Annotated in this window: 21 protein-coding genes and 1 pseudogene; 11 read left to right on the top strand and 11 right to left on the bottom strand. The window is 68.2% G+C overall.

What is annotated here, in order from left to right:
- Window positions 1–82 precede the first annotated feature (82 nt).
- The 7 genes from ACFWVE_RS15615 (at window position 83) to ACFWVE_RS15585 (ending at window position 5,753) form a co-directional block, all read left to right on the top strand.
- The gene (locus tag ACFWVE_RS15615) at window positions 83–574 is read left to right on the top strand and encodes an RNA polymerase sigma factor (protein WP_384013548.1); all 492 of its coding nucleotides are present in this window, start codon (window positions 83–85) and stop codon (window positions 572–574) included.
- The gene (locus tag ACFWVE_RS15610) at window positions 558–1,079 is read left to right on the top strand and encodes a hypothetical protein (protein ID WP_384013545.1); all 522 of its coding nucleotides are present in this window, start codon (window positions 558–560) and stop codon (window positions 1,077–1,079) included. Before ACFWVE_RS15615 ends, ACFWVE_RS15610 begins: the two co-directional genes overlap by 17 nt.
- 201 nt (window positions 1,080–1,280) lie before the next feature.
- On the top strand, window positions 1,281–1,952 hold the full coding sequence (locus tag ACFWVE_RS15605; protein WP_384013543.1) for a hypothetical protein: 672 nt from the start codon (window positions 1,281–1,283) through the stop codon (window positions 1,950–1,952).
- Window positions 1,949–3,031 carry a hypothetical protein gene (locus tag ACFWVE_RS15600; protein WP_384013540.1) on the top strand — a complete coding sequence of 361 codons (1,083 nt, stop codon included), beginning with the start codon at window positions 1,949–1,951 and terminating at the stop codon, window positions 3,029–3,031. Before ACFWVE_RS15605 ends, ACFWVE_RS15600 begins: the two co-directional genes overlap by 4 nt.
- A 59-nt stretch (window positions 3,032–3,090) precedes the next feature.
- Window positions 3,091–3,639: a hypothetical protein gene (locus ACFWVE_RS15595; RefSeq protein WP_384013537.1), complete on the top strand. Its 549-nt coding sequence runs from the start codon at window positions 3,091–3,093 to the stop codon at window positions 3,637–3,639.
- Window positions 3,640–4,285: 646 nt separating this feature from the next.
- Window positions 4,286–4,984, top strand: coding sequence for a hypothetical protein (locus tag ACFWVE_RS15590; RefSeq protein ID WP_384013535.1), 699 nt, complete (start codon window positions 4,286–4,288; stop codon window positions 4,982–4,984).
- A gap of 61 nt (window positions 4,985–5,045) precedes the next feature.
- Window positions 5,046–5,753 (top strand): hypothetical protein, encoded by a 708-nt coding sequence (locus tag ACFWVE_RS15585; protein WP_384013532.1) that lies wholly within the window; start codon window positions 5,046–5,048, stop codon window positions 5,751–5,753.
- A gap of 86 nt (window positions 5,754–5,839) precedes the next feature.
- Here the strand turns inward: ACFWVE_RS15585 and ACFWVE_RS15580 are convergent.
- From ACFWVE_RS15580 to ACFWVE_RS15550, 7 genes and pseudogenes are all read right to left on the bottom strand, one after another.
- Window positions 5,840–6,582 (bottom strand): annotated as a pseudogene (locus tag ACFWVE_RS15580) (transposase family protein).
- 142 nt (window positions 6,583–6,724) lie between these two features.
- Entirely contained in the window at window positions 6,725–7,300 is a 576-nt protein-coding gene (locus ACFWVE_RS15575; RefSeq protein WP_384013529.1) for a hypothetical protein, read from the bottom strand.
- A gap of 127 nt (window positions 7,301–7,427) precedes the next feature.
- A complete protein-coding gene (locus ACFWVE_RS15570; RefSeq protein WP_384013526.1) occupies window positions 7,428–8,006 on the bottom strand; it encodes a hypothetical protein in 579 nt (192 codons plus the stop codon).
- Window positions 8,003–8,671 carry a hypothetical protein gene (locus ACFWVE_RS15565; protein ID WP_384013523.1) on the bottom strand — a complete coding sequence of 223 codons (669 nt, stop codon included), beginning with the start codon at window positions 8,669–8,671 and terminating at the stop codon, window positions 8,003–8,005. The genes ACFWVE_RS15570 and ACFWVE_RS15565 overlap by 4 nt, the downstream gene beginning before the upstream one ends.
- Window positions 8,652–9,248 (bottom strand): hypothetical protein, encoded by a 597-nt coding sequence (locus ACFWVE_RS15560; protein WP_384013521.1) that lies wholly within the window; start codon window positions 9,246–9,248, stop codon window positions 8,652–8,654. Before ACFWVE_RS15560 ends, ACFWVE_RS15565 begins: the two co-directional genes overlap by 20 nt.
- Before the next feature lie 33 nt (window positions 9,249–9,281).
- Entirely contained in the window at window positions 9,282–10,544 is a 1,263-nt protein-coding gene (locus ACFWVE_RS15555) for a putative T7SS-secreted protein (RefSeq protein WP_384013518.1), read from the bottom strand.
- The gene (locus ACFWVE_RS15550; RefSeq protein ID WP_384013516.1) at window positions 10,541–10,852 is read right to left on the bottom strand and encodes a WXG100 family type VII secretion target; all 312 of its coding nucleotides are present in this window, start codon (window positions 10,850–10,852) and stop codon (window positions 10,541–10,543) included. Before ACFWVE_RS15550 ends, ACFWVE_RS15555 begins: the two co-directional genes overlap by 4 nt.
- Window positions 10,853–11,244: 392 nt before the next feature.
- Here ACFWVE_RS15550 and ACFWVE_RS15545 point away from each other — a divergent pair, with 392 nt between their 5' ends.
- Window positions 11,245–11,685, top strand: a complete 441-nt coding sequence (locus tag ACFWVE_RS15545; protein ID WP_384013513.1) for a hypothetical protein — start codon at window positions 11,245–11,247, stop codon at window positions 11,683–11,685.
- Window positions 11,686–11,756: 71 nt separating this feature from the next.
- Here ACFWVE_RS15545 and ACFWVE_RS15540 read toward each other — a convergent pair whose 3' ends face one another.
- Complete coding sequence (locus ACFWVE_RS15540; protein ID WP_384013510.1) at window positions 11,757–12,056, bottom strand: WXG100 family type VII secretion target; 300 nt, start codon at window positions 12,054–12,056, stop codon at window positions 11,757–11,759.
- Window positions 12,057–12,384: 328 nt separating this feature from the next.
- Here ACFWVE_RS15540 and ACFWVE_RS15535 point away from each other — a divergent pair, with 328 nt between their 5' ends.
- Window positions 12,385–17,076: an FtsK/SpoIIIE domain-containing protein gene (locus ACFWVE_RS15535; protein ID WP_384013507.1), complete on the top strand. Its 4,692-nt coding sequence runs from the start codon at window positions 12,385–12,387 to the stop codon at window positions 17,074–17,076.
- Window positions 17,077–17,080: 4 nt separating this feature from the next.
- On the opposite strand, the gene ACFWVE_RS15530 is transcribed toward ACFWVE_RS15535, so the two are convergent.
- Together ACFWVE_RS15530 and ACFWVE_RS15525 are read right to left on the bottom strand one after the other, a co-directional pair.
- Entirely contained in the window at window positions 17,081–18,901 is a 1,821-nt protein-coding gene (locus ACFWVE_RS15530; protein WP_384013568.1) for a protein kinase, read from the bottom strand.
- Window positions 18,902–19,018: 117 nt separating this feature from the next.
- Window positions 19,019–19,867: a menaquinone biosynthetic enzyme MqnA/MqnD family protein gene (locus tag ACFWVE_RS15525; RefSeq protein ID WP_384013504.1), complete on the bottom strand. Its 849-nt coding sequence runs from the start codon at window positions 19,865–19,867 to the stop codon at window positions 19,019–19,021.
- 301 nt (window positions 19,868–20,168) lie between these two features.
- On the opposite strand from ACFWVE_RS15525, the gene ACFWVE_RS15520 reads away from it, so the two are divergent.
- Both ACFWVE_RS15520 and ACFWVE_RS15515 read left to right on the top strand, forming a co-directional pair.
- Entirely contained in the window at window positions 20,169–20,372 is a 204-nt protein-coding gene (locus tag ACFWVE_RS15520; RefSeq protein ID WP_003992177.1) for a cold-shock protein, read from the top strand.
- Window positions 20,373–20,496: 124 nt separating this feature from the next.
- Entirely contained in the window at window positions 20,497–21,294 is a 798-nt protein-coding gene (locus ACFWVE_RS15515) for a class I SAM-dependent methyltransferase (RefSeq protein ID WP_384013501.1), read from the top strand.
- Here ACFWVE_RS15515 and ACFWVE_RS15510 read toward each other — a convergent pair.
- A complete protein-coding gene (locus ACFWVE_RS15510; RefSeq protein ID WP_384013565.1) occupies window positions 21,289–23,205 on the bottom strand; it encodes an AMP-dependent synthetase/ligase in 1,917 nt (638 codons plus the stop codon). The genes ACFWVE_RS15515 and ACFWVE_RS15510 overlap by 6 nt on opposite strands.
- Between the last annotated feature and the right edge of the window lie 383 nt (window positions 23,206–23,588).

Here is a 23,588-nt window from a genome sequence, read left to right as displayed (position 1 = left end):
GGGTCGGTGGAACCTGACCCGACCCCGGCGGCCCGGGATTCTCGACATGTCCGCACGAGCGCCCTCACGACCATGGAGAACGTTGAAACGGTCCCGCGAGAAGGCAGCGTCCGAGCTGTTCGCCGCCCTCTACCCGCGTCTCGCCGGCTGGTGCCGCCGGCTGGTCGACGACGACGAGACGGCCCACGAGATCGCCTCGGAGGCGTTCACGCGGCTGTGGGCCCGCTGGACCACCGTGTCCGAACCGCGGGGTTTCCTCTACGTCACCGCGGCCAACCTCGTCCGGGACCACTGGCGCAAACTGGAGCGGGAACGCCGAGCCGTGCGCCGGGCCACCACAGAGGCCGCCCTGAGCCCACAGCCCGAACAGGCCGATCCGTCGGTGCGGTTGCTCGTGCAGACGCTGCCGGAGCGCCTGCGCATCCCGATCCTGCTGCACTACTACGCCGACATGCCGATCCGGGAGGTGTCCGTCCTGACCGGCCGCAAGGAAGGAACCGTCAAGGCCGACCTCCACGCGGCCCGCGAACTGCTCCGCGCCCACCTGAGGAGAAGCCTTGATCACACACTCTGACGAGGGCCCGGACTTCGACCCCGACGACCCGCTCGCCGTCATCCTGCGGCCTCCCTCGGAGCATCTCGGCCCGCCGCCCGGCCGTTACCGGGCGATCCGTCGCGGCGCGGCCCGCCGCAAGTTGCTGCGCGGGGCGGCCGGCGCCGCCGTGGCCTGCGGTGTCGCCGCCCTCGTCGTACTGCCACTGCGCCTGTCGACCTCCGACGCCCCCGGGCCCCCGACACCCCCCATGGCCCCGCCGCCGCCCGCAACCAGCCCGTCCACCGTGCCGACCCCGGCCCCGAGTACGGCGCCGAGTGCCGCACCGAGTACGGCGCCGGAGGCGATCAACCCCACCCCTGTCCCGCAGACCCCGACCGCCGCCCCGACCAGCCCACCGGCCCCCGCCGGCGCAACGCCCGGGCCCCCGGCCGGGTCGCCGGCGAGGACGGCTTCGCCGGCGACCGAGCCGTCGGCCCTCCGGCCCGACGACACGGCGATCCCCTCGGCCCGCACCCGTAACTGAGGGCGCGGGGAGGACACCGAACCGAGAGGACACGCGACCCGGCTGAAGCCGTAGCGGACTCGCGGGCAAGCGCGCCGACAGCTCGGCCACTGGCCGGAGTTGCGGACATCGCAGGCTGCACGAGTTCGCTGTGGCGAAACCGAGAACAACACCGATACCGTCAGGGCCCGTGACCACACATCTGTCTCACGGGGAGTCACTGTGAAGCGCCGCTCATTGCCCGTTGCCGCCGCGTTCACCGCCGCCGCAACCCTGCTGCTGACCGCCTGCGGGAGCGGGGACGACAACGGGAAGGCCGCTGACAAGATCGCCGGCGCCGACCAGGGCGCAGAGGCGCCGACGAAGCCGGCGGAGCCCTCGGGAGCACCGGCGGAGGACAAGCCGGACGGCGTGGACGTGTCCCTGCCCGCGGACATGAACCTGGTCTTCGACTGGGAGAAGCCGAAGGACCAGAATGAGGCGGCTGCCATGTCCGACGCGGCCAACTTCTTCCGTGCCGTCTACCGGGGCGTCGACAAGCGCACGACCGAGGAAGCAGCCTTGGTCGCCTACTCGACAGGCGATGGCCTGAAGTACGCGAAGACGCAGATCGACGCCAGGCTCGAAGGCGGCTGGACGGCAACCGGCACCCGGCGCCACTACCAGGCCACCACCCGATCCGCGCCGAACGGCAACTCGGTGGAGGTCGCGTTCTGTGTGGACTCAAGCAAGTTCTACTCCAAAGAGGTCAAGACCGGAAAGGTCCTGAAGGGCACGCCCAGCATCACGGACTTCGACTACTTCAAGATCATCATGGTCAAGCTCCCCACCGGGGACGGTCTGTGGCAGGCGTCCAAGGTGTACGTCGAGGCGAAGGCGGCGAAGTGCCAGTGACCAGGTCACGGCGTACGGCCCTCAGCACCGGCGCGGCCGCCCTCACGCTGGCCCTGGGCGTCTCCCTCGCGGAACCGGCCTACGCGGGAGAGCAGCCGAGCAACACCCAGGGCTCCAACACAGAACAGTCGGGTGACAGTGACGACACCGGCATCTACGCCACCGCCCGGATTACGTACTCCGGATCCGTCGCCAAGAACGGCAGCACCGGCAACGTGACGTCCTCCGACATCAAATGGACGCCACCACCCTGCTGGTACGCCCCATACCTCGGCGCCGAGGACTTCAAGAAGAAGATGTCCAAGGACATCGACAGCCAGATGAACGCGCCCGGCATGGGCGGCCACGCAGGTGCGGCTCTCAGCGAGTTGCAGCGCCACTACGAGGACGAGTACGGCTGGACCGACACCCCCGGCTACAAGGACTACAACGTCGATAGGGACGGCGAGGGGATGTTCTGGGCCGCCGTCGAGAATCCCAACGAACCCGACCTGCTCAAGCGGAGTTCCTGCACCGACCTCCCCTTCTGGGTCGACAACGGCGAGGCCCCGCCGCCCCAGTACGAGGAGGCCATCACCCCGGAGATACTCGCCGCCCTCGCCTACCAGCACATGCAGCTTCCCGAAACCGAGGTCAGCCTCGCCCCCGAGGAGACCACGAAGGTGAATCTGCCGACCTGGGCCTGGCTCGACAAAGCCGTCTTCGACGAAGTCCGGGCCACGGCGGCCATCAACGTCCCCGGCTTCGCCATCCAGGCCACGACGACCGCCAAGCCGGTGTCCCTCAAACTGGAGCCGGGCACCGAGGACGCCGAGACCTATCCGGCCTCCGGCGAGTGCACCATCAACACCGACGGTTCCATCGGCGAGCCCTACGCCAAGGGCAAGGCCGACCGGACTCCGCCCTGCGGAATCACGTACCTCCGCTCCTCCGGCGACGGGACCTACGATCTCCAGGCCACCATCACCTGGGAGATCGCCTGGACCGGCACCGGCGGCGCCGGCGGCGACCTGCCCGACGGCACCTTCGGCAACGACCAAGCAGTCACGGTCCAGGAGATCCAGTCCATCAACCGCTGATCCGTCGCCATCGAACCAACCTGAGCACGACGTCTGACGACAAAGCGACAGGAGAGCCGATGCTCCCCCTGCTCTTCGTTGATGTGGACGGACCGCTGAATCCGTATGCCGCGAAGCCGCACCGAAGGCCCGAGGGTTACAAGACCCACCGTCTTCTGACGCCACGCTGGGAAGCCTTGGAGCGGCGTCGGCTCAGCGAATGGGGGCTGCCGAGCAAGCCGGTGAAGCCACTGCGGGTGTGGCTTCATCCGGATCACGGCCCCGTATTGGTCGCGCTTCCCTTCGACCTGGTCTGGGCCACGACCTGGGAGGAGGAGGCAAACGTCTTCATCACCCCGGTCCTGGGACTGCCCGGACTTCCCGTCGTTCACTGGTCGTTGCCGCAGCCCGTCACTGAGGACGGCGTGTTCTGGAAGACACCAGAGATCGTCACATGGGCGAAGGGGCGAGCGTTCGCCTGGATCGATGACGAGATCACAGAGACGGATTTCGCCTGGGTGAAGGAGTATCACGCCGGTCCCGCGTTGCTGCACCGGATCGGCCCTCGACGCGGCCTCACGCAGCACGACTTCGCCATACTCACGGCGTGGGCGAACACCCTGGATTGAGACCAGCGTCCAGGTCCCCAGCCGCCAGGACACGCAACTCGAACGCACACCGGACGGCGGCAGTGCCACACCTCGCGGCCTTACGAATCCGCTTCCTGCCCAGCTACTTGGGAGAGACCGCGAGAGCTGTGCACTGGAGCCCAGCAGGGGCACAGCAGGCAGCCAAAGCTCCCATTTCGGAGGGCTGCCACGCTGACGGCCGGCTCAGTCGTGCGGAACTTCCTCGATCACGTTCTCCTTGAAATGCCACGAGCCCCTGTTGCCCATCGCTTCCGCCCCTAGGTCGCGCCCAAGATCTACGGTCATGTGACGGCAGATGACTAGTCCGGCGTTTCGGTCCCAGATGAGTAAGCACCTGACTCGGTTTGACACCGCAGAACACGAATACACCGGCGTCGAGGCCGCAGCAGAGGAAGGTTCATACTGAAATGAGCGTATGACAGCCCAAACTGGATGAGATTCTCCTCGCCCGCGCTCCCATCACGTTCGCCACAGGTGAGGAAACGCGGGTCAAGGGAATGCGGCGGTTTCGCGACACCGAACGCCGCGATATTCAGCATGAGCTGACCGGTTGGCCCCCGGGCCCATCTACACGGCCTACTCCAGAGGCGGCACGACCGCCCGGAAGACCGTCAAGGGCACGGTGATGGCGGCAGGCGCCGTGATCATCGGCTTCCTCTCCTCGCACGGTGGAAACATCAGCGGTACCCCGTCCTCCAATGCGGGTACGGACACCTCGGACGACCAGGCGGATGAGGTCAACGACTTCCCGGTCATATGGGCCGACCCAGGCACCGTTGCGCGTACCCTGCCCTGGCAACCGGATCCCGTGCGCTCCCCTGCTAAGCACTACCGCACACATGCGATCGTCACTAACCAGCGGATCGTAGTCGTGGGCTTCCCTTATATCAAAGGAGACGACAGGCTCATCAGGGACGAGTCCCTCTGGGAGGTCCCTCGACTCCTCACCGCAAACGTCGAATTGCGGAATTTTAAATTCGGACACGACGCGAAAATCGTCTTCACGGACGGCTCATGGTTCAGAGTGAGCAGCGCGAACCGGGAAAGACTCACTCGGCACCTGATCGAGCCGCTGAATTTCATCCCATTGGAAACGCTTACTCTGGCTCAGCGGAACACAGCTGAATCGTTCGCCGCATCCCAGGCCCCGGATGCGCAGCCGCCGCTCGTGAAGCGAAACACATGCGGCTGCCTTCGAATCGAGGTCTTGGCGCCGAGCACAGTGCACGCATTCTTCGGACACTCAGGCCTGAACACGGTCATGGACGCGCGCGGCACCGAACTCAGGCTCTCGGAGTACCACTCACAAGGATTCCTGAACTGACACTCCGCTCCGCTCCGCTCCGGCACAATCACTGCTTTTGATCGAAACGGGCCTTCACGCCATGGCACCTGCCGCCGAGTCCATGAACCCTCTGTATGCCAGTGCCATTCAGGGAAACCTCCCACCCCTGTGGTTCCTCGTCCCCGAGGGCTTCTTCACCCTTCCCGTCGCCGCCACCGCCGAGGAACGTGCCGAACGTGCCCGCTCGTTCGTACAAGAGCTGTACTCACGTGGAGACGAGACCATCTGGGAGCCAGCCGCTCTCTACTACACAGCGATAGCCGAGTTCATGGGAGAGACCGGGGTCTCCTACGCCGCTATGGGTCTGTTCTCCACAGCAGGGGAAGCCGACATCCCTGAGAGCAATATGATCCGGTACGAGCCCACCGAAGGCGTGGCCCAGTGCTCCTTCACCGTAGGCATCGTCGCCACTGGCCATGCCGGGGCTGACGCTGATGTCGTCGCCCAGGGAATCCTCGCTACGCTCGCCGACGATCCGTACAACGACGCCGTCTGGCTGGATCTGCCATGCGGACCTGCGGTGTCCTGCGTGACCATCCGCGAGTGCACGCTCACCCCGGAGCTGACGGCGAGCGGTGAGAAGACGACACTTCTCACCCGGCAGATCCAGGTCCACGTCCCCTTCCCGACAGGCCCGCACACGGCTGTCTTCACTCTCTACACAGCCTCTCTGGACCACTGGACTGAGATCTACCGCCTGCTGTCGGCCCTTCTCCAGACGGTTTCCTTTGTCGACCCAGCCGAGTAGTTCACCAGGCCCACACATTGAAAGAACCAGGACCGGGATTACTTCTCTCTTCCGTGTTCCAGGGCGTGGTAATCACTGAACGTTTCTCATCCTGAGCGCCAGGCGATCTCGATGGCGTGAATGGCAGCGAGCGTGCGCCCGATGCGGTTGGTGCTGCACCGGGCCTTGCGGAGGATCCGCCATTGTTTGAGGCGGGCGAAGGCTCGTTCGCCCGGTGCTCGTAGCCGGGCGTGGTCCCGGTTGTACTGCTGGTAGTGCTCGGGCAGTTTGTGGTGGCGGTAGTAGTGCGGACAGCGGCGCCGGCACCCTGGTAGGCGCGGTCGGCCAGGACGAGGAGCTGACGGGACAGACAGGCTTGGATCACGCCGTGTGCGCGGGCTGCGGTCAGGTCGTGCGTGCGGCCGGGCATCGCTCGCGAGAACCACAGGGGTGTTCCGTCCGGGGCGGCCACGACCTGCACGTTCATTCCGTGACGGCGGTACTTCATGGAGTAGTACGGCTCGTCCGCCGCGATGCGGTCGGTGGCGATCAGGGTGCCGTCGAGGATGACGAACCCCTCCGGCGGCGGCTTGCGCGGGGCCTCGTGCAGGCTCGGGGCGCGCTCGGCGAGGATGTCGACCGTTTCGCTCACGTACCGGCCGGCGATGGCGCTGGAGACGCCGAACCCCGCAGCGACCTGGGCCAGGGTCTCGTTCTTGCGCAGGTGCACCAGGGCCAGCAGGGCCTGCCGGAGGTAGCCCAGCCGGCGCCAGCGGGAGTTCAGCTCACACCTTCGGGCGTAGATGAGCCAGGAAACGTGCTCAACGACCTCGCGCGGGACGTCGAGCATGGCTCAATACGGGACCAGCAGGGCTCCTGTGCCGAGACGTTGGCGAGTGAGATCACCAGCCGAAACGACACAGGAGCCCTGTCGCGTTACGGCCCCCCGACCACCAGCTGTCATCACCCGCGAACCACAGGCTGAGAAGCGTTCAGTGAACCTCTTTGTGCCTTTCGGGCACGGGACGGTCAGGCGCTTCGTGGAAGAACTTCCGCGAGGTGGCGTACATGCCGTAGTAGGGGTATAGGCGCGGGATGTCGGCACCGCCCTTGCGGGCGATACCGACGATCTTGCGGTAGAGCCGGGCCCGGCAGCGCACGTTCCGTACGACGGGGTCAAGCAGGCTGCGTCGGCGAACGAGGTAGGCGCCGACGATCAAGGCGCAGAGGATCAGGGCCTCCGCGACGATGAAGGCGATCTGGAACTGGCGTGACTTCTGGGATGCGACCAAATCCCAGAAGGGCCAGGCACCGGCCCCGAAAACGAACAGCGGGACGGTGAACAGGCAGCCGAGGAGGCCGGCCTTCTCCGTGTCCTCCCTCCGCTGGAACAGCATCCAGTGCACGGCGCTGTCGTCGAGGAAGTCGAAGCGGACCTCCCGCCCGTAGGCCTCCGCCGCGGCCTTGGCCTGCGGTACGGCGGCGACGGCGGACGAGCGGACCATGCTGTGGACAGTCCCCTGGTCATCGACGAACGTGCCGAATTCCAGGGCGTGGTAATCACTCACTGGTCGTCTTCCTTGCGCAGCAGGCGTCAGATTCTTGTGGAACGACTTCGATGAAGGCTTCGGACCCGGTTGCGGCGACGGTGACGGCGCGGGTATGGGTCGCGGAAGCATCGCGGGGGGCAAGCTGTCACAACACCCACCGCAACGAGCACGCGATGGCATCGCACAACCGCCCCATCGGGCCGGACATTCCGGTGAGCGGTGCTGAGAAGGAGAGCGTCAAGTAGCCTGCCCCGCCGGGCACAAGGACATGGACGTTCAATGTCGTGGGGCCGACGACCCGAACGGCAGTGCCTGCTGGGAGATCCACCACCGACACTTGCTGCGGTGAAGTTCCTTCAGGCACTCGCACCTCGAGCCACGCCGCGAACTTCTGTGGATCAGCGGGTGTTTCACCCAGCGGCACCAGGGACACGAGGAGCGAGGCGGGAAGGCCCCCGTCCCGCGAGGTCGTCAGGAGGAAGAACTCCATGGCGCCACGCGCTCGCCCGGCTTCCGCGGTGTTGCGCAGTGTGGTCCACACATTCCGTGTGAGCTCCGCAGAAACATGACGACCTTCTGCCTGCTGTTCCACAAAGGTCTTGAGTTGGCCACGCCAGCGGTCCTGCATGAGGTCGATGCGGAACCACTCCCGCGGAACCAGCAGCCTGTAGTCCGTGGGGGTGCTAATCGGTGACGGGGCATCGGTTTCGAACGGATTCTTCACCCCGGCATCACCAGGGGGGATCCGTGGTCGTCGAAGAAGCGGACGCTCTTCACGATGCCGGCGAACATGGCGGAGAAGACCTCCCAGCCTTCGACCGTCGGCGTGCCCATCTCCAGCAGCAGCACGGTCCCGTTGTCCAGCGGAATCTGGGCCTGTATGAACGACGTCCATATCGACTCGTCCTGCCCGGACTGCGTCAGGCTGCCGTCGATGCTGGAAGGCCGATTGCCTACGCATGTCACCGCCGGGCCGCAGGGCAGCTGCACCTCGTCGATCTGGCCGAGCTCCAGATGCCGCATCGTGGTCGCGATGAAGCCCGCCGGATTGTTACCGGCCCGCTCATCAAGGTCCATGAGGCTGACGTTCACCGTGGCCGTGCAGCGGACGCCGTCGACCTCCGTGGTGACGAAGCCGGCGTACTGCACTCCTGCCTCGATGAACTCGTCGTAGTTCGCCGCGCACATCGCGGCATACTCCAGCTGCACTTCCTCATCAGCACCGGGCAGCACCCTCTTGGCCAACGCGACCAGGTTGTCAGCCAGTTCGTCGAGGTCATCCGCATCGAAGGGCAGCTCGAAGAAACCCTCCGGCATGATCCAGCGAACCTCTACGCCGCCACTTCCCGTGAGGCTGCGCTGGGCTTCTTCAACTGTGTCCGTGGTCATCTGAGCCTTTACTCTCGGGCTGTTCGGGATCATCCACTTCAGAACGGAATTTCGCAGCGAACGGGTAGGGCCCGTAGTGCGGATAGTGAGCGGGGACATCAGCTCCTCCTCGTCGAGCGAGGTGGACGATCTCACGGTACTTTCCCGCACGGGCCCGCAGGTTCTGCTGGACCGGATCTCCCCAGTGCGACATCGCACTGCGAACGAAGAAGAAGACCTGAGTCACTACGAAGGCCACGGCGACCGCCAGGTAGGCGTTGCGGGAGGCGGCGGTCTCCCAGTACTGAGCCACGCCGCCCCAGTAGATCGTGGCCCCGAAGCCTACGAGCGCCAGCGGCACTCCGTGTTTGAAACCCGCGTTGAACATGTCCTCTTCGTCGAGGTGACGTCGCCGCAGCAATTCGAGGACTGCCCGGTCGTCCAGGAAGTCGAACCGGAGCTCTCGTCGAGCCTCCTCCGCGGCACGCTTCGCCTCGGGTACTGCGACGATCACCGAGCCGCCGACCAAAGTGACAGCGTCACCGCCTCGACGACCGATGAATTCCCCGGGTCCAAGGTCGCGATTGTCGTCGTTCACGGCATCTGCCCTCCTTGAGCAGGTCGCCAGGTCCTACGCCGCCAAGGCGGCATTGAACGCCTTCGGTGAGACGTTCGGAGCGGGGCGGGGGCTGGGGCTGGGTCGGGGTGAGGGCGACGGCGTAGGAGTGGGCGTGGGCGTGCTGTCGGCCTTGGCGGGCTCCTGGTAGCCGGTCTTCTCGCCGTTCTCGCCACTGAAGATCTTATTCAAGGCGCTCGCGAGCCCCGCCCCCTTGATCACAGCCGTGATCTTCTTTCCGTCAAGAAGATCCTTGCGCGCTTTCCTGCCCAGAACCTTGTTGACCAACTTGACGGCGACTCCGTTCAAGAAGTTGTGCCCGACACCGTCGAGTGCGGTTGCATAGATCCTCAACTTTCCGAATGCCTTCACCTTCGAAATCCCATTGAGACCTTTGAGGGCCGTGAACCCCTTCAGTGCGCCAAGCCCGGGCAGCACTCCCAGCACATCGGTGCCCAGCTTCAGCCAGTTGACCTTGCCACCACGTGCAGTCATGTCGTACGCATGACCGGCGAGCGCGGCAGCACTGGCCAACACGGCTAGGGTCGCGAATATGGGAACCAGGAACTGGAGCGGCGGGACGAATGCACAGATCACCGCGAGCACGGAGAGGACGGCCGAGATGTTGGACAACATGTCCGCCCAGTCAGCGAGGAAATTCATGAAACCGCCGGGGTCCCGGACCGCATCGTGGTGCACGACGTTTCTGATATGACGGGCGGCCTTATCTCCCGCATCGTCATAGACGCCCCTGGCATCCTTCACCAACTTGCGCGCGTCACCGATGCGGCGCATCGCCTCGGCGCGCTTCTTGACCCAGCGCTCATACTCTTCCTTCTCCGCGGCAGGAACGTTCTGTGCTGGATACTTGTCGGTGAACTTCTTTACCTCGCCATCCGCGAGGTCGTGGTCGGTCTTTGCCTCACGATAATCGGCGAGCGCCTTGTCCGCCTTCCTCTGCGCGCGACGCATTTCGCTGGCGAACTGGTCGGAGCTCCCCTCGTGCACCTCCTCTCCGATGGCCTTGGCCGCCTCGTCATACCGCTCGAAGGACTTCTTCAGCTTGTCCGCCGTGCCACCGGCGATCTCGTGGAAGCCCTTTCCGGCCTCGCTGTCCCAACCCTCCACCGAGGCAAGGGCCTTGATGACCCGGGACTGCTCGTCGATCATGTCAGCCATCTTGCGCAACTTGCGCCCGAGTTCCGCCACTTCCTCGGGGTCACCCGGTGTCGGGTCGTCGTGCCACAGAGGCGGCCAGTCCTCGTCCCTCCTGCTCACTTCTTCCCCTTGCTCTCCGCCTTGGCATCCCGGATCGCCTTGGCCAACTGCTGGTCTATCTCGTCGTACGCCTTGGCGGCGGTCCGGGTGAACCCGGCCAACTGCTCAAGCTCCTTCATCAGATTCTTGCGGGTTTTCTTCCAGGTGTCGCCAAAGTCCGAGAAGGCGTCCTTGAGGCCGCCGTGACCTACCGCCTGACCGTACTCGTCCGCAGGATTACCGTTTCGCTCGAACTCGCCATGGATTTTTGTCAGATCGCGTGAGCACTGTTTGATGGCGGCGAGATCCGCCTTTATATGGTCCCCCATGATTTCCTCTCCATGACTCTATGACTGTTCTCTGTGGCATCTGACGATCGCGGGCACGATTGCGGACTCTCTCGCTCCTCATGGCGCCCCGTACGAGATACGCTCTCGACACACCGATCCTGTTCCGCGTCGGCAAGGAGAGTCTTGACGTGACACGTAGGGGTAAGCAGCGCGTGGCAGCGGACCGCCTTGGCGTCCACGCCGAGGCGGGTGACTGGTGCACGATCGACAAGATCCCACAACCTCCGGCGGATGTGTTCCAGGCCGCGGACAGCCCTCGGCTCCGCCCTGCCAGGATGCCCCCACTGGGCATGGCCGGTGCAGTGCTCGGTGCACCGTTCATACCCGTCATCATGTTCTTCGAGCTTCTGGCCAAAATAGAAGAAGCAGTCATGCGATCCCTTGACGCGAGGGACGAAAAGGAGCGATTGCGGGCCAAGAGGGAGGACGAGAAGCGACGCCGGGACGCCACCATCACCCAACAGGGCCTTGACAAGGTCTTCGACGGGAACTGGCACGGCAACGCCGGTCAGTTCCTGCTGCGTTGGTACACCCACTCGACCCACCACCAGCGACTTCTGCTCGCGACCCAGGACGGGATCGTGCTCGCCGCTCCACCGCGGCGCGTCAGCGTGGGACGGGAGAAACACATGGAGATCGTCGCCCGTCTTCCCACCACCGAAGCGACCCTCATCGACCCCTTCTCCGGTGAGCTCGAGACGAGGATGCTGCTGATCCGTTTCCAGGACGGGTCCTGGCTGCGCGTCGAGACGGAAGATCTTCGCAGCGACCTCCACATGTACGCGCTCCGGCAGTCCCTTCCCGACAACTGACAGGGCCCGTCCACCGGGCACCTGCCCGGTGCGTTCAACATCCGCTGCCGCACCGGGCAGGTGCCGCACCCCTACTTGCGAGCCTGCTTCGCCAGTTCGTCGTCGATCTGCTCGAACTTGTCGGCGGCCATGGTCAGGTAGTCGCCCATGCCGTCGAGGCCGTCGAGCGTCGTCTTCGCGCCGTTGGTGAACTCGTCGAAGTTCTCGTCGAAGGCCTTGGAGGAGCTCTTCGTGACGTAACCGGAGTTGACCAGGTTGTTGATGTACTTGCGGAGGCCGTCCAGCTTTTCCTGGAGCTTCTCCTTCTCCTTCACGACATGCTTGGCCGCTTCCCGCATGTCCTGATATGTGATGTCAAGGTCCTTGGCCATGAAGCCGCTTCCTCTCGCAACGCCGCAGGGCCAACCCCCGTGGCTCCCTTGTTTGCGGAACTACCGGCCCACCGCCGCGCCTTCTGCGGCGCATGAGCCGCATGGGACGAGCGGGGTGATCGTCCGCTCTTGCGGCAGCAGCTTACGGGGGACAACTGCGATGCCACATCCCCGCTTTGTGCAGGCGGCGTCGTGAAGTCGTGTACGACGTTGCCAATGGGAACGCCGTACGTCCTCCCCGCTGCCTCGGCCCCGTCCCCAGCGGATATCGTCACAAGGACTGTGGCCCGCGGGGTGGAAGCGGCCAGAGGGCCTGGGGAGGACAAGCGTGCGCCTGACTCTGACCGTCGTCGATCCGTTCGGCGGGGACGCCGCCGATGTCGTGCTCGACGCCGATCCCGAGTCCACCGTGGGGGACATCGCGGCGGAGCTGGCCGCCCAGGTCGGGCACAGCGGGGCCCAGGTCATTCCCATCGGACAGCAACGGCAGGGGCCGCTCGGCAGTGCGCCGCTCGTGTACGTGGACGGGTATGCCGTCGATCCCTCGGCGACCGTCATCGGGTCCCCGCTGCGCGAGGGGGCCGTCGTCTCCCTCCAGGATCCCTCCGGGTGCCTGCCCGGTGAGCCCACCGGACTGGTCGAGCTGCGCGTCGTCGGCGGGCCCGCCGCCGGCTTCGTGCACCGGCTCGGGGTCGGGCGGTACGACATCGGCAGCGGGGCCGCCTCGGCCGTCCGCGTCGACGATCCCGAGGTCGACGCCCGCGCCCTCACCCTCTTTGTCGCCACGGACGGCACCTGCCGCGTCACCGTTCACCGCGACGGCGACCGCCAGGAGCAGGGACGGGACCAGGGGCAGGGTCAGAAGCACGTCACCCTTGACGGCGTGCCGATCCAGGATTCCGAGAGCGGCGGCGAGAAGAAGAACGGCAAGGCGGAGAAAAAGGGCAAGGGCGGGGCCGAGGTCAGCGGCGGGGAGACCTCCAGCGCCGGTACCTACGACTGGCCCCTGGGGGCTCAGGTCGGGGTCGGGAACACGCTGTTCGAGCTCGGGCGGTACACGCCGCCCAACGCCGCACTCAAGTGGTCCGACGACGGGGTCGGGCTCGACTACAACCGGCCGCCCCGGTTGCGGCCGGCGGACCGGCAGACCACCTTCCGGCTGCCCTCGGCACCCCGCGACTACGAGCCGCGGCCGCTGCCCTGGCTGATGGCGCTGACGCCTCTGGTCGGTGCCCTCGTCGCCGTGATGATCTTTCAGCGCTGGTACTACCTGATCATGGCGGGGCTGAGCCCCATCCTGCTCTTCGCCAACTACTTCAACGACAAGAAGCACGGTCGCAAGTCCCACGCCAAGCAGGTCAAGGAGTACGAGGAGCAGAAGGAGCGGATCGAGAAGGACGCCCAGGACGCGCTGATCCAGGAACGTGACGACCGGCGGCACGCGATCCCCGATCCCGCGGCCGTACTGTCCCTCGGCACCGGGCCGCGCACCCGGCTCTGGGAGCGGCGGCGCACCGACCGGGATCATCTGCTGATCCGGGTCGGGACGGGACAGTTGCCCTCCGAGGTCGTACTCGACGACCCCGAACAGGACGACCACCGGCGCCAGGTGACCTGGAAGATCGAGGACGCGCCGGTCGCGCTCGACCTGCGCTCCCTCGGCGTCGTCGGCATGGCCGGACCCGGGGACTCCGCGCGGGCCCTGGGACGCTGGGCGGTCGCGCAGACCGCCGCGCTGCACAGCCCGATGGACGTGCAGTTCTACGTGCTGAGCGAGAGCTCGGCACAGCCGTCGTGGGACTGGGTGCGGTGGCTGCCGCACGCGCGCCCCTCGAGTGGGCAGGACGTCAACATCCTCATCGGGACCGACGCCGAGACCGTCGGCGCCCGTGTCGGCGAGCTGACGCAGATCCTCGATGCCCGCAAGAAGGCCGCCGAGCAGAACCGGTCCCAGGGGACGGCGTTCAGCGACCCGGACATCGTCGTCGTATGGGACGGGTCGCGGCGGTTGCGGTCGCTGCCGGGTGTGGTGCGACTGCTGCGCGAGGGACCGGCTGTGTCCATGTACGCGATCTGTCTCGACGCGGAGGAGCGGTTCCTGCCCGGCGAGTGCCAGGCGTTCGTCGTCGCCGAGCCCCGCACCCAGGAGCACGGCCGGGGTCTCCAGGACCGGCAGCGCGCTCAGCCTCAGCAGGCGAGCGGCGGCTTCCCCTCCTTCCAGGCGTGGCACACCGCAGCGCCCGAACCCGGCCGCGCCGCCCAGCCGGACAGGCTGCGGCTGCGTGTCGAGGAGGCGGGTGCGGAGCGCATCAAGGACGTGCGGCCCGACTTCGTCCCGGCGGCCTGGTGTCTGCGGCTCGCCCGCTCCCTGTCGCCGCTGCGTGACATCAGCGGGGAGTCGGAGGACTCGGCGCTCCCGGGCTCCAGCCGGCTGCTCGACGTACTGCAACTGGAGCCGCCGACGAGCGACGCGATCGCCGCCCGCTGGCGCATGGGCGGCCAGTCCACGATGGCCGTGATCGGCGAGTCCTACGACGGTCCGTTCGGCATCGACATGCGCAAGGACGGGCCGCACGGGCTGATCGCCGGTACGACCGGTTCCGGCAAGTCGGAGCTGCTGCAGACCATCGTGGCGGCCCTGGCGGTGGCGAACACGCCGGAGAACATGACCTTCGTCCTCGTGGACTACAAGGGCGGCTCCGCGTTCAAGGACTGCGTGAAGCTGCCACACACCGTCGGCATGGTGACCGACCTCGACGCCCATCTCGTCGAGCGGGCTCTGGAGTCGCTGGGCGCAGAGCTGAAGCGGCGCGAGCACATCCTGGCAGCCGCCGACGCCAAGGACATCGAGGACTACCAGGATCTGGTGCGCCGCGACCCCTCGCATGCTCCCGTACCCCGACTGCTCATCGTCATCGACGAGTTCGCGTCGATGGTGCGCGACCTGCCCGACTTCGTCACCGGGCTCGTGAACATCGCGCAGCGAGGGCGCTCCCTCGGCATCCATCTGCTGCTCGCGACGCAGCGGCCGAGTGGTGTCGTGTCGCCCGAGATCCGGGCCAACACCAACCTCCGGATCGCGCTGCGCGTGACGGACGGCGGTGAGTCGTCCGACGTCATCGACTCACCCGAGGCCGGGCAGATCTCCAAGAGCACTCCGGGTCGCGCGTATGCCCGACTGGGCCACGCCTCCCTGGTGCCCTTCCAGTCGGGGCGGGTCGGCGGGCGCCGGCCCGGAGCGGCGGACCCTGCGGCTCTCGCGCCCTGGGTGGGGCCGCTGAGCTGGGAGGATCTCGGCAGGGCCGCGCTGGCCAAGCCGAAGTCCGAGGCCCGCGAGGACGACGAGATCACCGACCTCAAGGTTCTCGTCGACGCCGTGCGCGAGGCCAACAGCTCGCTGAGCATCCCCGCCCAGCACAGCCCGTGGCTGCCCGCGCTCGACGAGATGCTGCTGCTCGACGACGTCGAGGTCCCGGCCGTCGCGCTCACGCCCGGCAGGCTGGCGCCCGCCCCGTACGGTGTGGAGGACCTGCCGGGCGACCAGGCCCGCCGGCCCGTCGCCGTCGACTTCTCCTCCTTCGGGCACCTGATGATCGGCGGTGCCCCTCGCAGCGGCCGTTCCCAGGTGCTGCGCACGATCGCGGGCTCGCTCGCCCGCACCCACTCCGTCACCGACGTCCACCTCTACGGCATCGACTGCGGCAACGGCGCCCTCAACGCGCTGACCCGGCTGCCGCACTGCGGTGCGGTCGTGGGCCGGAACCAGACCGAGCGGGTGGTCCGGCTCGTCAACCGGCTCAAGGGCGAACTCTCCCGTCGTCAGGACTTGTTGGCGGACAAGGGGTACGCCGACATCGGCGAGCAGCGGGCCGCCGCCACCGAGGGCGAGCGGCTGCCGCACATCGTGGTGCTGCTCGACCGCTGGGAGGGCTGGGTGCCCACGCTCGGTGAGATCGACCACGGCTCGCTCACCGACGAGTTGCAGACGATGATGCGGGAGGGCGCGAGCGTGGGCATCCACCTCGTGCTCACCGGTGACCGCACCCTGCTCGTCGGCCGGATCGCCACGCTCACCGAGGACAAGTACGGCCTGCGGCTCGCCGATCGCAGCGACTTCTCCTCACTCGGGATCCCGGCCCGCAAGGTGCCCGAGGAGATTCCGCCCGGCCGCGCCTTCCGCAACGAGGCTGGTACGGAGACCCAGTTCGCGCTGCTCGCCGAGGACACCACCGGTCAGGGCCAGGCCGCGGCACTGACCGCGATCGGCGAGGCGGCCGCCGCCCGCGACGCCGGCGTGCCGCGTGCCCGGCGCCCGTTCAGGGTCGACAGCCTGCCCAGCCGGATCTCCTTCCCGGAGGCGTGGGAGCTGCGGGACCCGGAGGCATCGCGCTCCAAGCTGTGGGCGCTGGCCGGTATCGGCGGTGACGAGATCATCGGCTTCGGCCCCGATCTCGCGGACGGTGTACCGGCGTTCGTTATCGCGGGCCCGGCCAAGTCGGGCCGTTCGACCGTGCTGATGAACATCGCCCAGTCGCTCCTCGCGCACGGCACCCGCCTGGTCGTCGCGGCCCCGCGCCAGTCGCCGCTGCGTCAGCTCGATGGCACGGACGGTGTGCTGAAGGTCTTCACCGGCGACGACATCGACGAGGACGACTTCGAGGAGCTCATCGACGAAGCGTCGGCCGAGGATCCGATCGCCGTCCTCATCGACGACGGGGAGATCCTCGAGGACTGCGATGCCGGGAGTCAGATGAAGAAGATCGTCTCGCGCGGTGCCGAACGCGGCCTCGCCCTCGTCATCGCCGGTGACGAGGAGGACGTGTGCAGCGGTTTCTCCGGCTGGCAGGTCGACGCCAAGAAGGCCCGCCGCGGCATCCTGCTCTCGCCGCAGGAGTCGTCCAGCGGCGACCTCATCGGCGTACGCCTGTCCCGCAGCATGGTCGGCGGCCAGGTCGTCCCCGGCAAGGGCATGCTGCACCTGGGGGACGGAGAGCTGCGGACGGTGGTGGTGCCGGGGTGAGTCGCTACTCGATCTTCGACAGCCGTGCCTTCGGACTGCCCGAGTCCTTGCTGTCGGACTCGTAGACGAGGTCGTCGCCGATCGGGGTGAGGCGGACGGTGTGGCGGGCCTGGTTGCAGACGTCGCGGTTGGACTTCGCGCCGACGGAGGTCGCGACGAGCTGCTTCTCTGTGACCTGCTTCAGGGTGAGTACGTCGTCGCAGACGCCGCCGAAGATGTCGGTGTGCCGGAGTGTGGCCACCTGCTCGCCCGTCTTCGCCTGTTTCACCGTCACCCGGAACGTGCCGAGCGGAATGGCGATGCCCTCCCGCGAGTTGGCCTGGCCCTCCCAGGTGCCGAGGTAGGCGGCGGGGGTGGCGGCCGGGGCCTCGGAGGAGGCTCCGGTGCCGGAGTCCGCGTTGTCGTCACCGGAGCCGCCCGGCATGAGGTCCAGTACGAACGCCGAGCCGACGGTCACCGCGGCCAGCGCCCCTGCCACGGCGAGGGCCACCGTGCAGCTCATCCGTCTGACCCGGCCGCCCCCGCTCCGCCCCTGGTCGGACGACGCGGCGACGGAGACCGAGAGCATGCCGGGACGGGGCGGGCGGGGGCCTTCGACCGGCTCGGTCGGCGGGTGCGGGGACCGGGGTGCGGAAACCGCGGCGGCCGGCGTGTTCGCCGGTGCGTCGTGGTCCGGCATCACCGGCGGCGGACCGAACACCCCGGCACCGGGGGCGTCCACGGCGGCGGAGGTGCCGGAAGCCGCGGGCGCCCGGGGCCCCCAGGCGCCCGCGCCGCCACCCGCCGATCCGGGGCCGCTCCCCGTCGGGGCCCCGTCCACCGACGGGCTGCTGAAGTCCACGGGACCGGACACCGGGGCGCCGCCCACCGGACCGTCCTGCCCCGCCTCCAGGTTCAGCAGACGCACCGCCGAGCGGCTCACCTGCTCCACCAGTGCCCCCGGCAGCCATCCACCCGCCACCAGCCGGGCCGCGCCGCCCTCGGGGGCCAGCCGCCGGGCCACCTCGGCCGGGGTCGGGCGGGTGCCGGGGTCCTTGCTCAGGCAGGCCGCCACCAGGGCGCGAAGCTCGCCCCCGGGGCCGTCCTCGCCGCCCGAGCCGTCCCGCGCGGCCGGCCCTTCCAGCCACCCCAGTTCCGGCGGCTCATGAACGACCTTGTACAGCAGTGCCGCCGAGGAGTCACCGGAGAAGGGAGGCTTGCCCGTGGCCGCGTACGCCAGTACGGCGCCCAGGGAGAAGACGTCCGCCGCTCCCGTGGCGCCCTTGCCCAGGATCTGCTCGGGCGACATGTAGCCGGGCGAGCCGATCGACACACCGGTCGAGGTGAGGGAGACCGTGCCGTCCAACGCGCGGGTGATGCCGAAGTCGATCAACAGCGGGCCGTCGAGGGTGAGAAGGACGTTCGACGGCTTCACGTCCCTGTGCACCAGGCCCAGTTCGTGCACCGCGGTCAGCGCCTCGGCCAGGCCCGCGCCCAACACCCGCACGGTGTGGGCGGGCAGCGGGTCGCCGTGCGTGACCGCCGCCGTGAGGGACGGGCCCGCCGCGTAGGCCGTGGCGACCCAGGGCACGCGCGCCTCGGGGTCGGCGTCCAGGACCGGGGCCGTCCAGGCACCGCCCACCCGGCGCGCGGCCTCGACCTCGCGCCGGAACCGGGCGCGGAACTCCTCTTCGAGCGCGAAGTGCGGATGCACGATCTTCACCGCGACCGTGCGTCCGCCGGTGCTGCGGCCCAGGTAGACCCGGCCCATGCCGCCGGCCCCGAGCCTGCCCAGCAGCCGGTACGGCCCCACGGCCGTGGGCTCGTCGGCATCGAGCGGCCGCAGGGAGTCGACCCCGTGCGCCCCTTGCGCCCCGTCCGCTCCGTCCACCCCGTCCGCCTCTCCCCCGTCGCACCCGTACCCGGGAACCTTTCAGCAGGGTAGTGGTCGGCCCCCACGTCCTCACGGCTGCAGCAGGTCGACCTTCACGTCCGCCGCGAAGCCCGTCGTCGGTCCCACCCGGCGCGCGAACTCCTCGACCGCCGCCAGCTGCGGCGGGCCGAAGCTGAAGTCGAGGGTGGTGAAGTACTGGGCCAGCGTCTTCTCGTCGAAGGCCTCCCAGCGGGAAGCCTGTTCGGCGACCTTGCCGACCTCCTCCAGGGAGAGGTCGCGGGAGGCGAGGAAGGCCTCGTGCACCTTCCGGGTGAGGGCCGGCTCGCGCTCCAGGTAGTCGCGGCGCGCCGCCCAGACGGCGAAGACGAACGGCAGCCCCGTCCACTCCTTCCACAGCGCGCCCAGGTCGTACACGTCGAGCCCGAAGCGGGGACCGTCGATCATGGTCGCGCGCAGGGCGGCGTCGCCGATGAGGACGGCCGCGTCGGCCTCCCGCATCATCAGGCTGAGGTCGGGCGGGCACGTGTAGTAGTCGGGCTGTACACCGAACCGCTCGGCCAGCAGGAGCTGGGCGAGGCGGACGGACGTGCGCGAGGTCGACCCGAGGGCGACGCGGGCGCCGTCCAGGCGGTCCAGCGGGACCTGCGAGACGATCACGCACGACATCACCGGGCCGTCGCAGCCGACGGCGATGTCGGGGAAGGCGACCAGCTGGTCGGCGTGCTTGAGGAACTCGACCAGGGTGATCGGCCCGATGTCGAGATCTCCCTGCACGAGCTTCTCGCTGAGCTTCTCGGGGGTGTCCTTCGACAGCTCGAAGTCGAGGAGAGTGCCCGTTCTCGCAAGCCCCCAGTAGAGGGGCATGCAGTTCAGGAACTGAATGTGTCCGACGCGCGGCCGGGTGCGAGGATTGTCCACATCGCGAGGCTAGACCTCGTGCCGCGGGGCGGACTCCCCGGGCCCGGTATCGCCCCGACGCATGAAGCGGAAGTGAACATTCAAACATTCGGGTGACGTGATCTTGACCTCTATTGCGCGCGGGCGGTCGCGTGCTAGGCTCGTCCGCAAGTTGCAGTTTGGTTTCCCTTGCAGTACAGAGCCTGCGGAGCATGTGACCGCGGGCTCTCGTCGTTCTCAGACGGATGCGATTGTGCAGAACTTGCTCTTCACACTTGCTGGGTTCTGGAGCAGGGCAACCCTTTGGGCCCAAGGAGGGCTTATGGCTACCGGAACCGTGAAGTGGTTCAACGCCGAAAAGGGCTTTGGTTTCATCGCCCAGGAAGGCGGCGGCCCCGACGTCTTCGTCCACTACTCGGCGATCAACGCGAGCGGCTTCCGCTCCCTCGAAGAGAACCAGCAGGTGTCCTTCGACGTCACGCAGGGTCCCAAGGGCCCGCAGGCGGAGAATGTCACCCCGGTCTGATCCTCTCCGATCCGGGAACGACTAGCAGTACCCAAGGAGCCCCCCGCCGTCAGGCGAAAGGGGCTCCTGCCTTTTCCCGCCGTGGAGCCCCCGTGGAGGGTGATCGCGGCTAGGCTCCGCGCCCATGACGGACGCCGCTGCCACCACCGCCCCGGATTCCGGCCCGGATTCCGGCCCGGGCCACATCGTCGCCACCCGCGCCTTCTACGACGCCATCGCCGAGGACTACGCCGACCACTTCCGCGACGTTTTCGCCGCCCAGACCCTGGAGCTGGCGCTGCTGGCCGGCTTCGCCGGACTCGTCAAAGCGGCGGGCGGCACCGGGACCGGGACCGGCGGGTCGAGCGGCGTCAGCGGCAAGGTCGCCGACCTCGGATGCGGTCCCGGATGGGTGACGGGCCATCTGGCCTCCTGCGGGCTGGACGTCTTCGGCCTCGACCTGTCGGAACCGATGCTCAGGATCGCCCGCCGCGAGAATCCCGGCCTGCGGTTCGAGCAGGGTTCGATGCTGGAGCCGGGTATTCCGGACGGCACGCTGGCCGGCGTCGTCTCGTGGTATTCGAGCATCCACCTCCCGCAGGACGACCTGCCGGCGCTCTTCGCCGGATTCCGCCGGCTCCTGGTGCCCGGGGGTCATCTGATGCTCGCCTTCCAGGCCGGTGAGAAAGCCCGCCACCTCGAACGTCCATTCGGTCACCCGGTCGCCCTGGACTTCCAGCGTCGTCGTCCGGACCGGATGGCCGACGCCCTGGAGACGGCCGGGTTCACCCTCGTCCTGCGATCCGAGCGGGCCGCGGACGAGGAACAGGGCGAGTCGACGCCCCAGGCGTTCCTCATCGCCCGCAGACCGCACGCCGACCGCTCGACCCCCTCCACCGCCGGTCGTCCCACCGCCGATCACCCCACCGCCCACCGCTCATGAGCCCGTGTAGAGCTCTTCCACCTCTTCCGCGAAGTCGCGCAGGATCGCGTCGCGGCGCAGCTTCATGGACGGGGTCAGATGGCCCGCGTCCTCCCGGAAGTCGAGGGGGAGGACGGTGAAGCGGCGGATGGACTCGGGGCGGGAGAGCATCTTGTTGGCCTCGTCGATCGCGCGTTGCAGGACCGCGCGCAGTTCCTCGTCGTCGACCAGGAGTTCGGCCGGGACCGGGTGCTTGCCGTTCATCCGGCGCCAGTGGGCGATGCCGTCGGGGTCGAGGGTGATCAGGGCGGAGACGTAGGGGCGGCGGTCGCCCAGGATCATGCACTGGGAGATCAGGGGGTGCGAGCGGAGCCAGTTCTCCAGCGGGGCGGGGGCGACGCTCTTGCCCCCGGCCGTGATCAGCATTTCCTTCTTGCGGCCCGTGATGGTCAGGTAGCCCTCGTCGTCCAGTTCGCCGATGTCGCCGGTCGCGAGCCAGCCGTCACGTGCCGCGGGGACCACTCCGCCGGCCTGGGGATCCCAGTAGCCGCGCAGGATGTGCTCGCCCGCGACGAGGATCTCGCCGTCCGCCGCGATACGGACCCTGGTGCCGGGCAGCGGCCAGCCCACCGTGCCGAGCCGGGGCCTCAGCGGGGGCGTCACCGTCGACGCGGCGGTGGTCTCGGTGAGGCCGTAGCCCTCGAAGATCTCGATGCCCGCGCCGGCGTAGAACGCGCTCAGGTCGCGGCCGAGCGGGGAGCCGCCGCAGATGGCGTAACGGACCCTGCCGCCCATGGCGTTGCGGATACGGCGGTAGACCAGGGGGTCGTAGAAGGCGCGGGCGACCTTCTGGGACCCGCTCGGGCCGGGGCCCGTACCGGTGTGGCGGGCGTCGACGGCCTCGCCGTAGCGGCGGGCCACCGAGGCCGCGCGGTCGAAGGCGGCCGCCCGTCCGCCCGACTCCGCCCTGGCGCGGGCGGTGTTGTAGATCTTCTCCAGCATGTACGGGATGGCCAGCAGGCAGGTGGGCCGGAAGCTCGCCAGGTCCAGGAGCAGTTCCTCGGGTTTCAGGCTCGGCGCGTGGCCGAGCCGTACCCGGGCCCGGACGCAGGCGACGGCGACCATGCGGCCGAAGACGTGCGACATGGGGAGGAAGAGGAGGACGGAGGCCTCCTCACTGGTGCGGGCCTTGAAGATCGGGTAGAGCAGTTCGATGGCGTTGTCCACCTCGGCGAAGAAGTTGCCGTGGGTGAGGGCGCAGCCCTTGGGGCGGCCGGTGGTGCCGGACGTGTAGATGAGGGTGGCGAGGGTGTCCGGGCCGAGGACGCCGCGGCGTACCTCCACCTCCTGGTCGGAGAGGTGGGTGCCGGCCTCCGCGAGCCGCTCGACGTGGTCCTTCTCGACGACCCAGACGTGCCGGAGGTCGGGGAGGTGCCCCAGTTCGGGGCCGAGGGCGGCCGCCTGGGCGACCGTTTCCGTGATCAGGGCGACCGCGCCCGAGTCCTGCAGGATCCAGCGGGCCTGGTAGACGGAGGAGGTCGGGTAGACGGGGACGGTGACCAGTCCGGCCGCCCAGGCGGCGAAGTCGAGGACCGTCCACTCGTAGAGGGTGCGGGCCATGACGGCGATCCGGTCACCCGGGGTCAGGCCCTCGGCGATGAGCCCCTTCGCCACGGCCATCACCTGGGCGGCGAACTCTGCGGCCGTCACATCCGTCCAGCCGCCGCTCCCACCGTTCCCACCGTCCCTCCTGCCGCTCCCCGAACCTCCTGGGCCTTTGGGGCGGCGGCTCAGGACCACCGTGTGCGGGGCCGCGTTCGCGTTGTCGAAGGGCAGGTCGGCGAGCGATCCGTGCCGCACCGGCTTCGCGAGCGGCGGAACGGCCACCTCCCGTACGACCCCGTCCAGCCGCCGCGTCTCGGGCTCGACCAGGACCGGCTCGGCAAAGGCGTCACCCCTGGCGGCGGTGGAGCGGACGACGGACGGGACGAAAAGGCTGGAGGGGGCGGAAGAGCTGGAAGGGGCGGAAGAGCTGGAAGGGGCGGAAGAGCTGGAGGGGACGGAAGAGCTGGAGGGGACGGCTGACGGCGGGACGGCGGACACGGGCGGCTCCTGGGGCGTGCAGCGGACCTGCTTGCTGCGATGACGTACGTACCTCGCACGCCGGGGCGCTCACCGGCGCCCTCCGGCGTCCTCCAGCACCCTCCGGCGTTACGGGAAGGACGGGAGTCACGGAGTCGCCACCGGTTCGGCCTCGGGATCGTACGGCCCCGACGTGGTGGGTTCGTGCGGGTTCGGGGAGGATCCGGGGCCGG

This window comes from Streptomyces sp. NPDC058632 (genome assembly GCF_042717095.1).
GTDB lineage: Bacteria > Actinomycetota > Actinomycetes > Streptomycetales > Streptomycetaceae > Streptomyces.
Note: the sequence above shows the minus strand (reverse complement) of the source record. Positions and strands in the feature narration are given on the sequence as shown.

What these genes read in the sequence shown, in the direction of transcription:
- ACFWVE_RS15540 (WP_384013510.1), bottom strand. Translation starts at nt 12,056, where the DNA reads ATGGCCAAGGACCTTGACATCACATATCAGGACATGCGGGAAGCGGCC.
- ACFWVE_RS15585 (WP_384013532.1), top strand. Translation starts at nt 5,046, where the DNA reads ATGGCACCTGCCGCCGAGTCCATGAACCCTCTGTATGCCAGTGCCATT.
- ACFWVE_RS15520 (WP_003992177.1), top strand. Translation starts at nt 20,169, where the DNA reads ATGGCTACCGGAACCGTGAAGTGGTTCAACGCCGAAAAGGGCTTTGGT.
- ACFWVE_RS15565 (WP_384013523.1), bottom strand. Translation starts at nt 8,671, where the DNA reads ATGACCACGGACACAGTTGAAGAAGCCCAGCGCAGCCTCACGGGAAGT.
- ACFWVE_RS15545 (WP_384013513.1), top strand. Translation starts at nt 11,245, where the DNA reads ATGCGATCCCTTGACGCGAGGGACGAAAAGGAGCGATTGCGGGCCAAG.
- ACFWVE_RS15590 (WP_384013535.1), top strand. Translation starts at nt 4,286, where the DNA reads ATGGCGGCAGGCGCCGTGATCATCGGCTTCCTCTCCTCGCACGGTGGA.
- ACFWVE_RS15550 (WP_384013516.1), bottom strand. Translation starts at nt 10,852, where the DNA reads ATGGGGGACCATATAAAGGCGGATCTCGCCGCCATCAAACAGTGCTCA.
- ACFWVE_RS15515 (WP_384013501.1), top strand. Translation starts at nt 20,497, where the DNA reads ATGACGGACGCCGCTGCCACCACCGCCCCGGATTCCGGCCCGGATTCC.
- ACFWVE_RS15595 (WP_384013537.1), top strand. Translation starts at nt 3,091, where the DNA reads ATGCTCCCCCTGCTCTTCGTTGATGTGGACGGACCGCTGAATCCGTAT.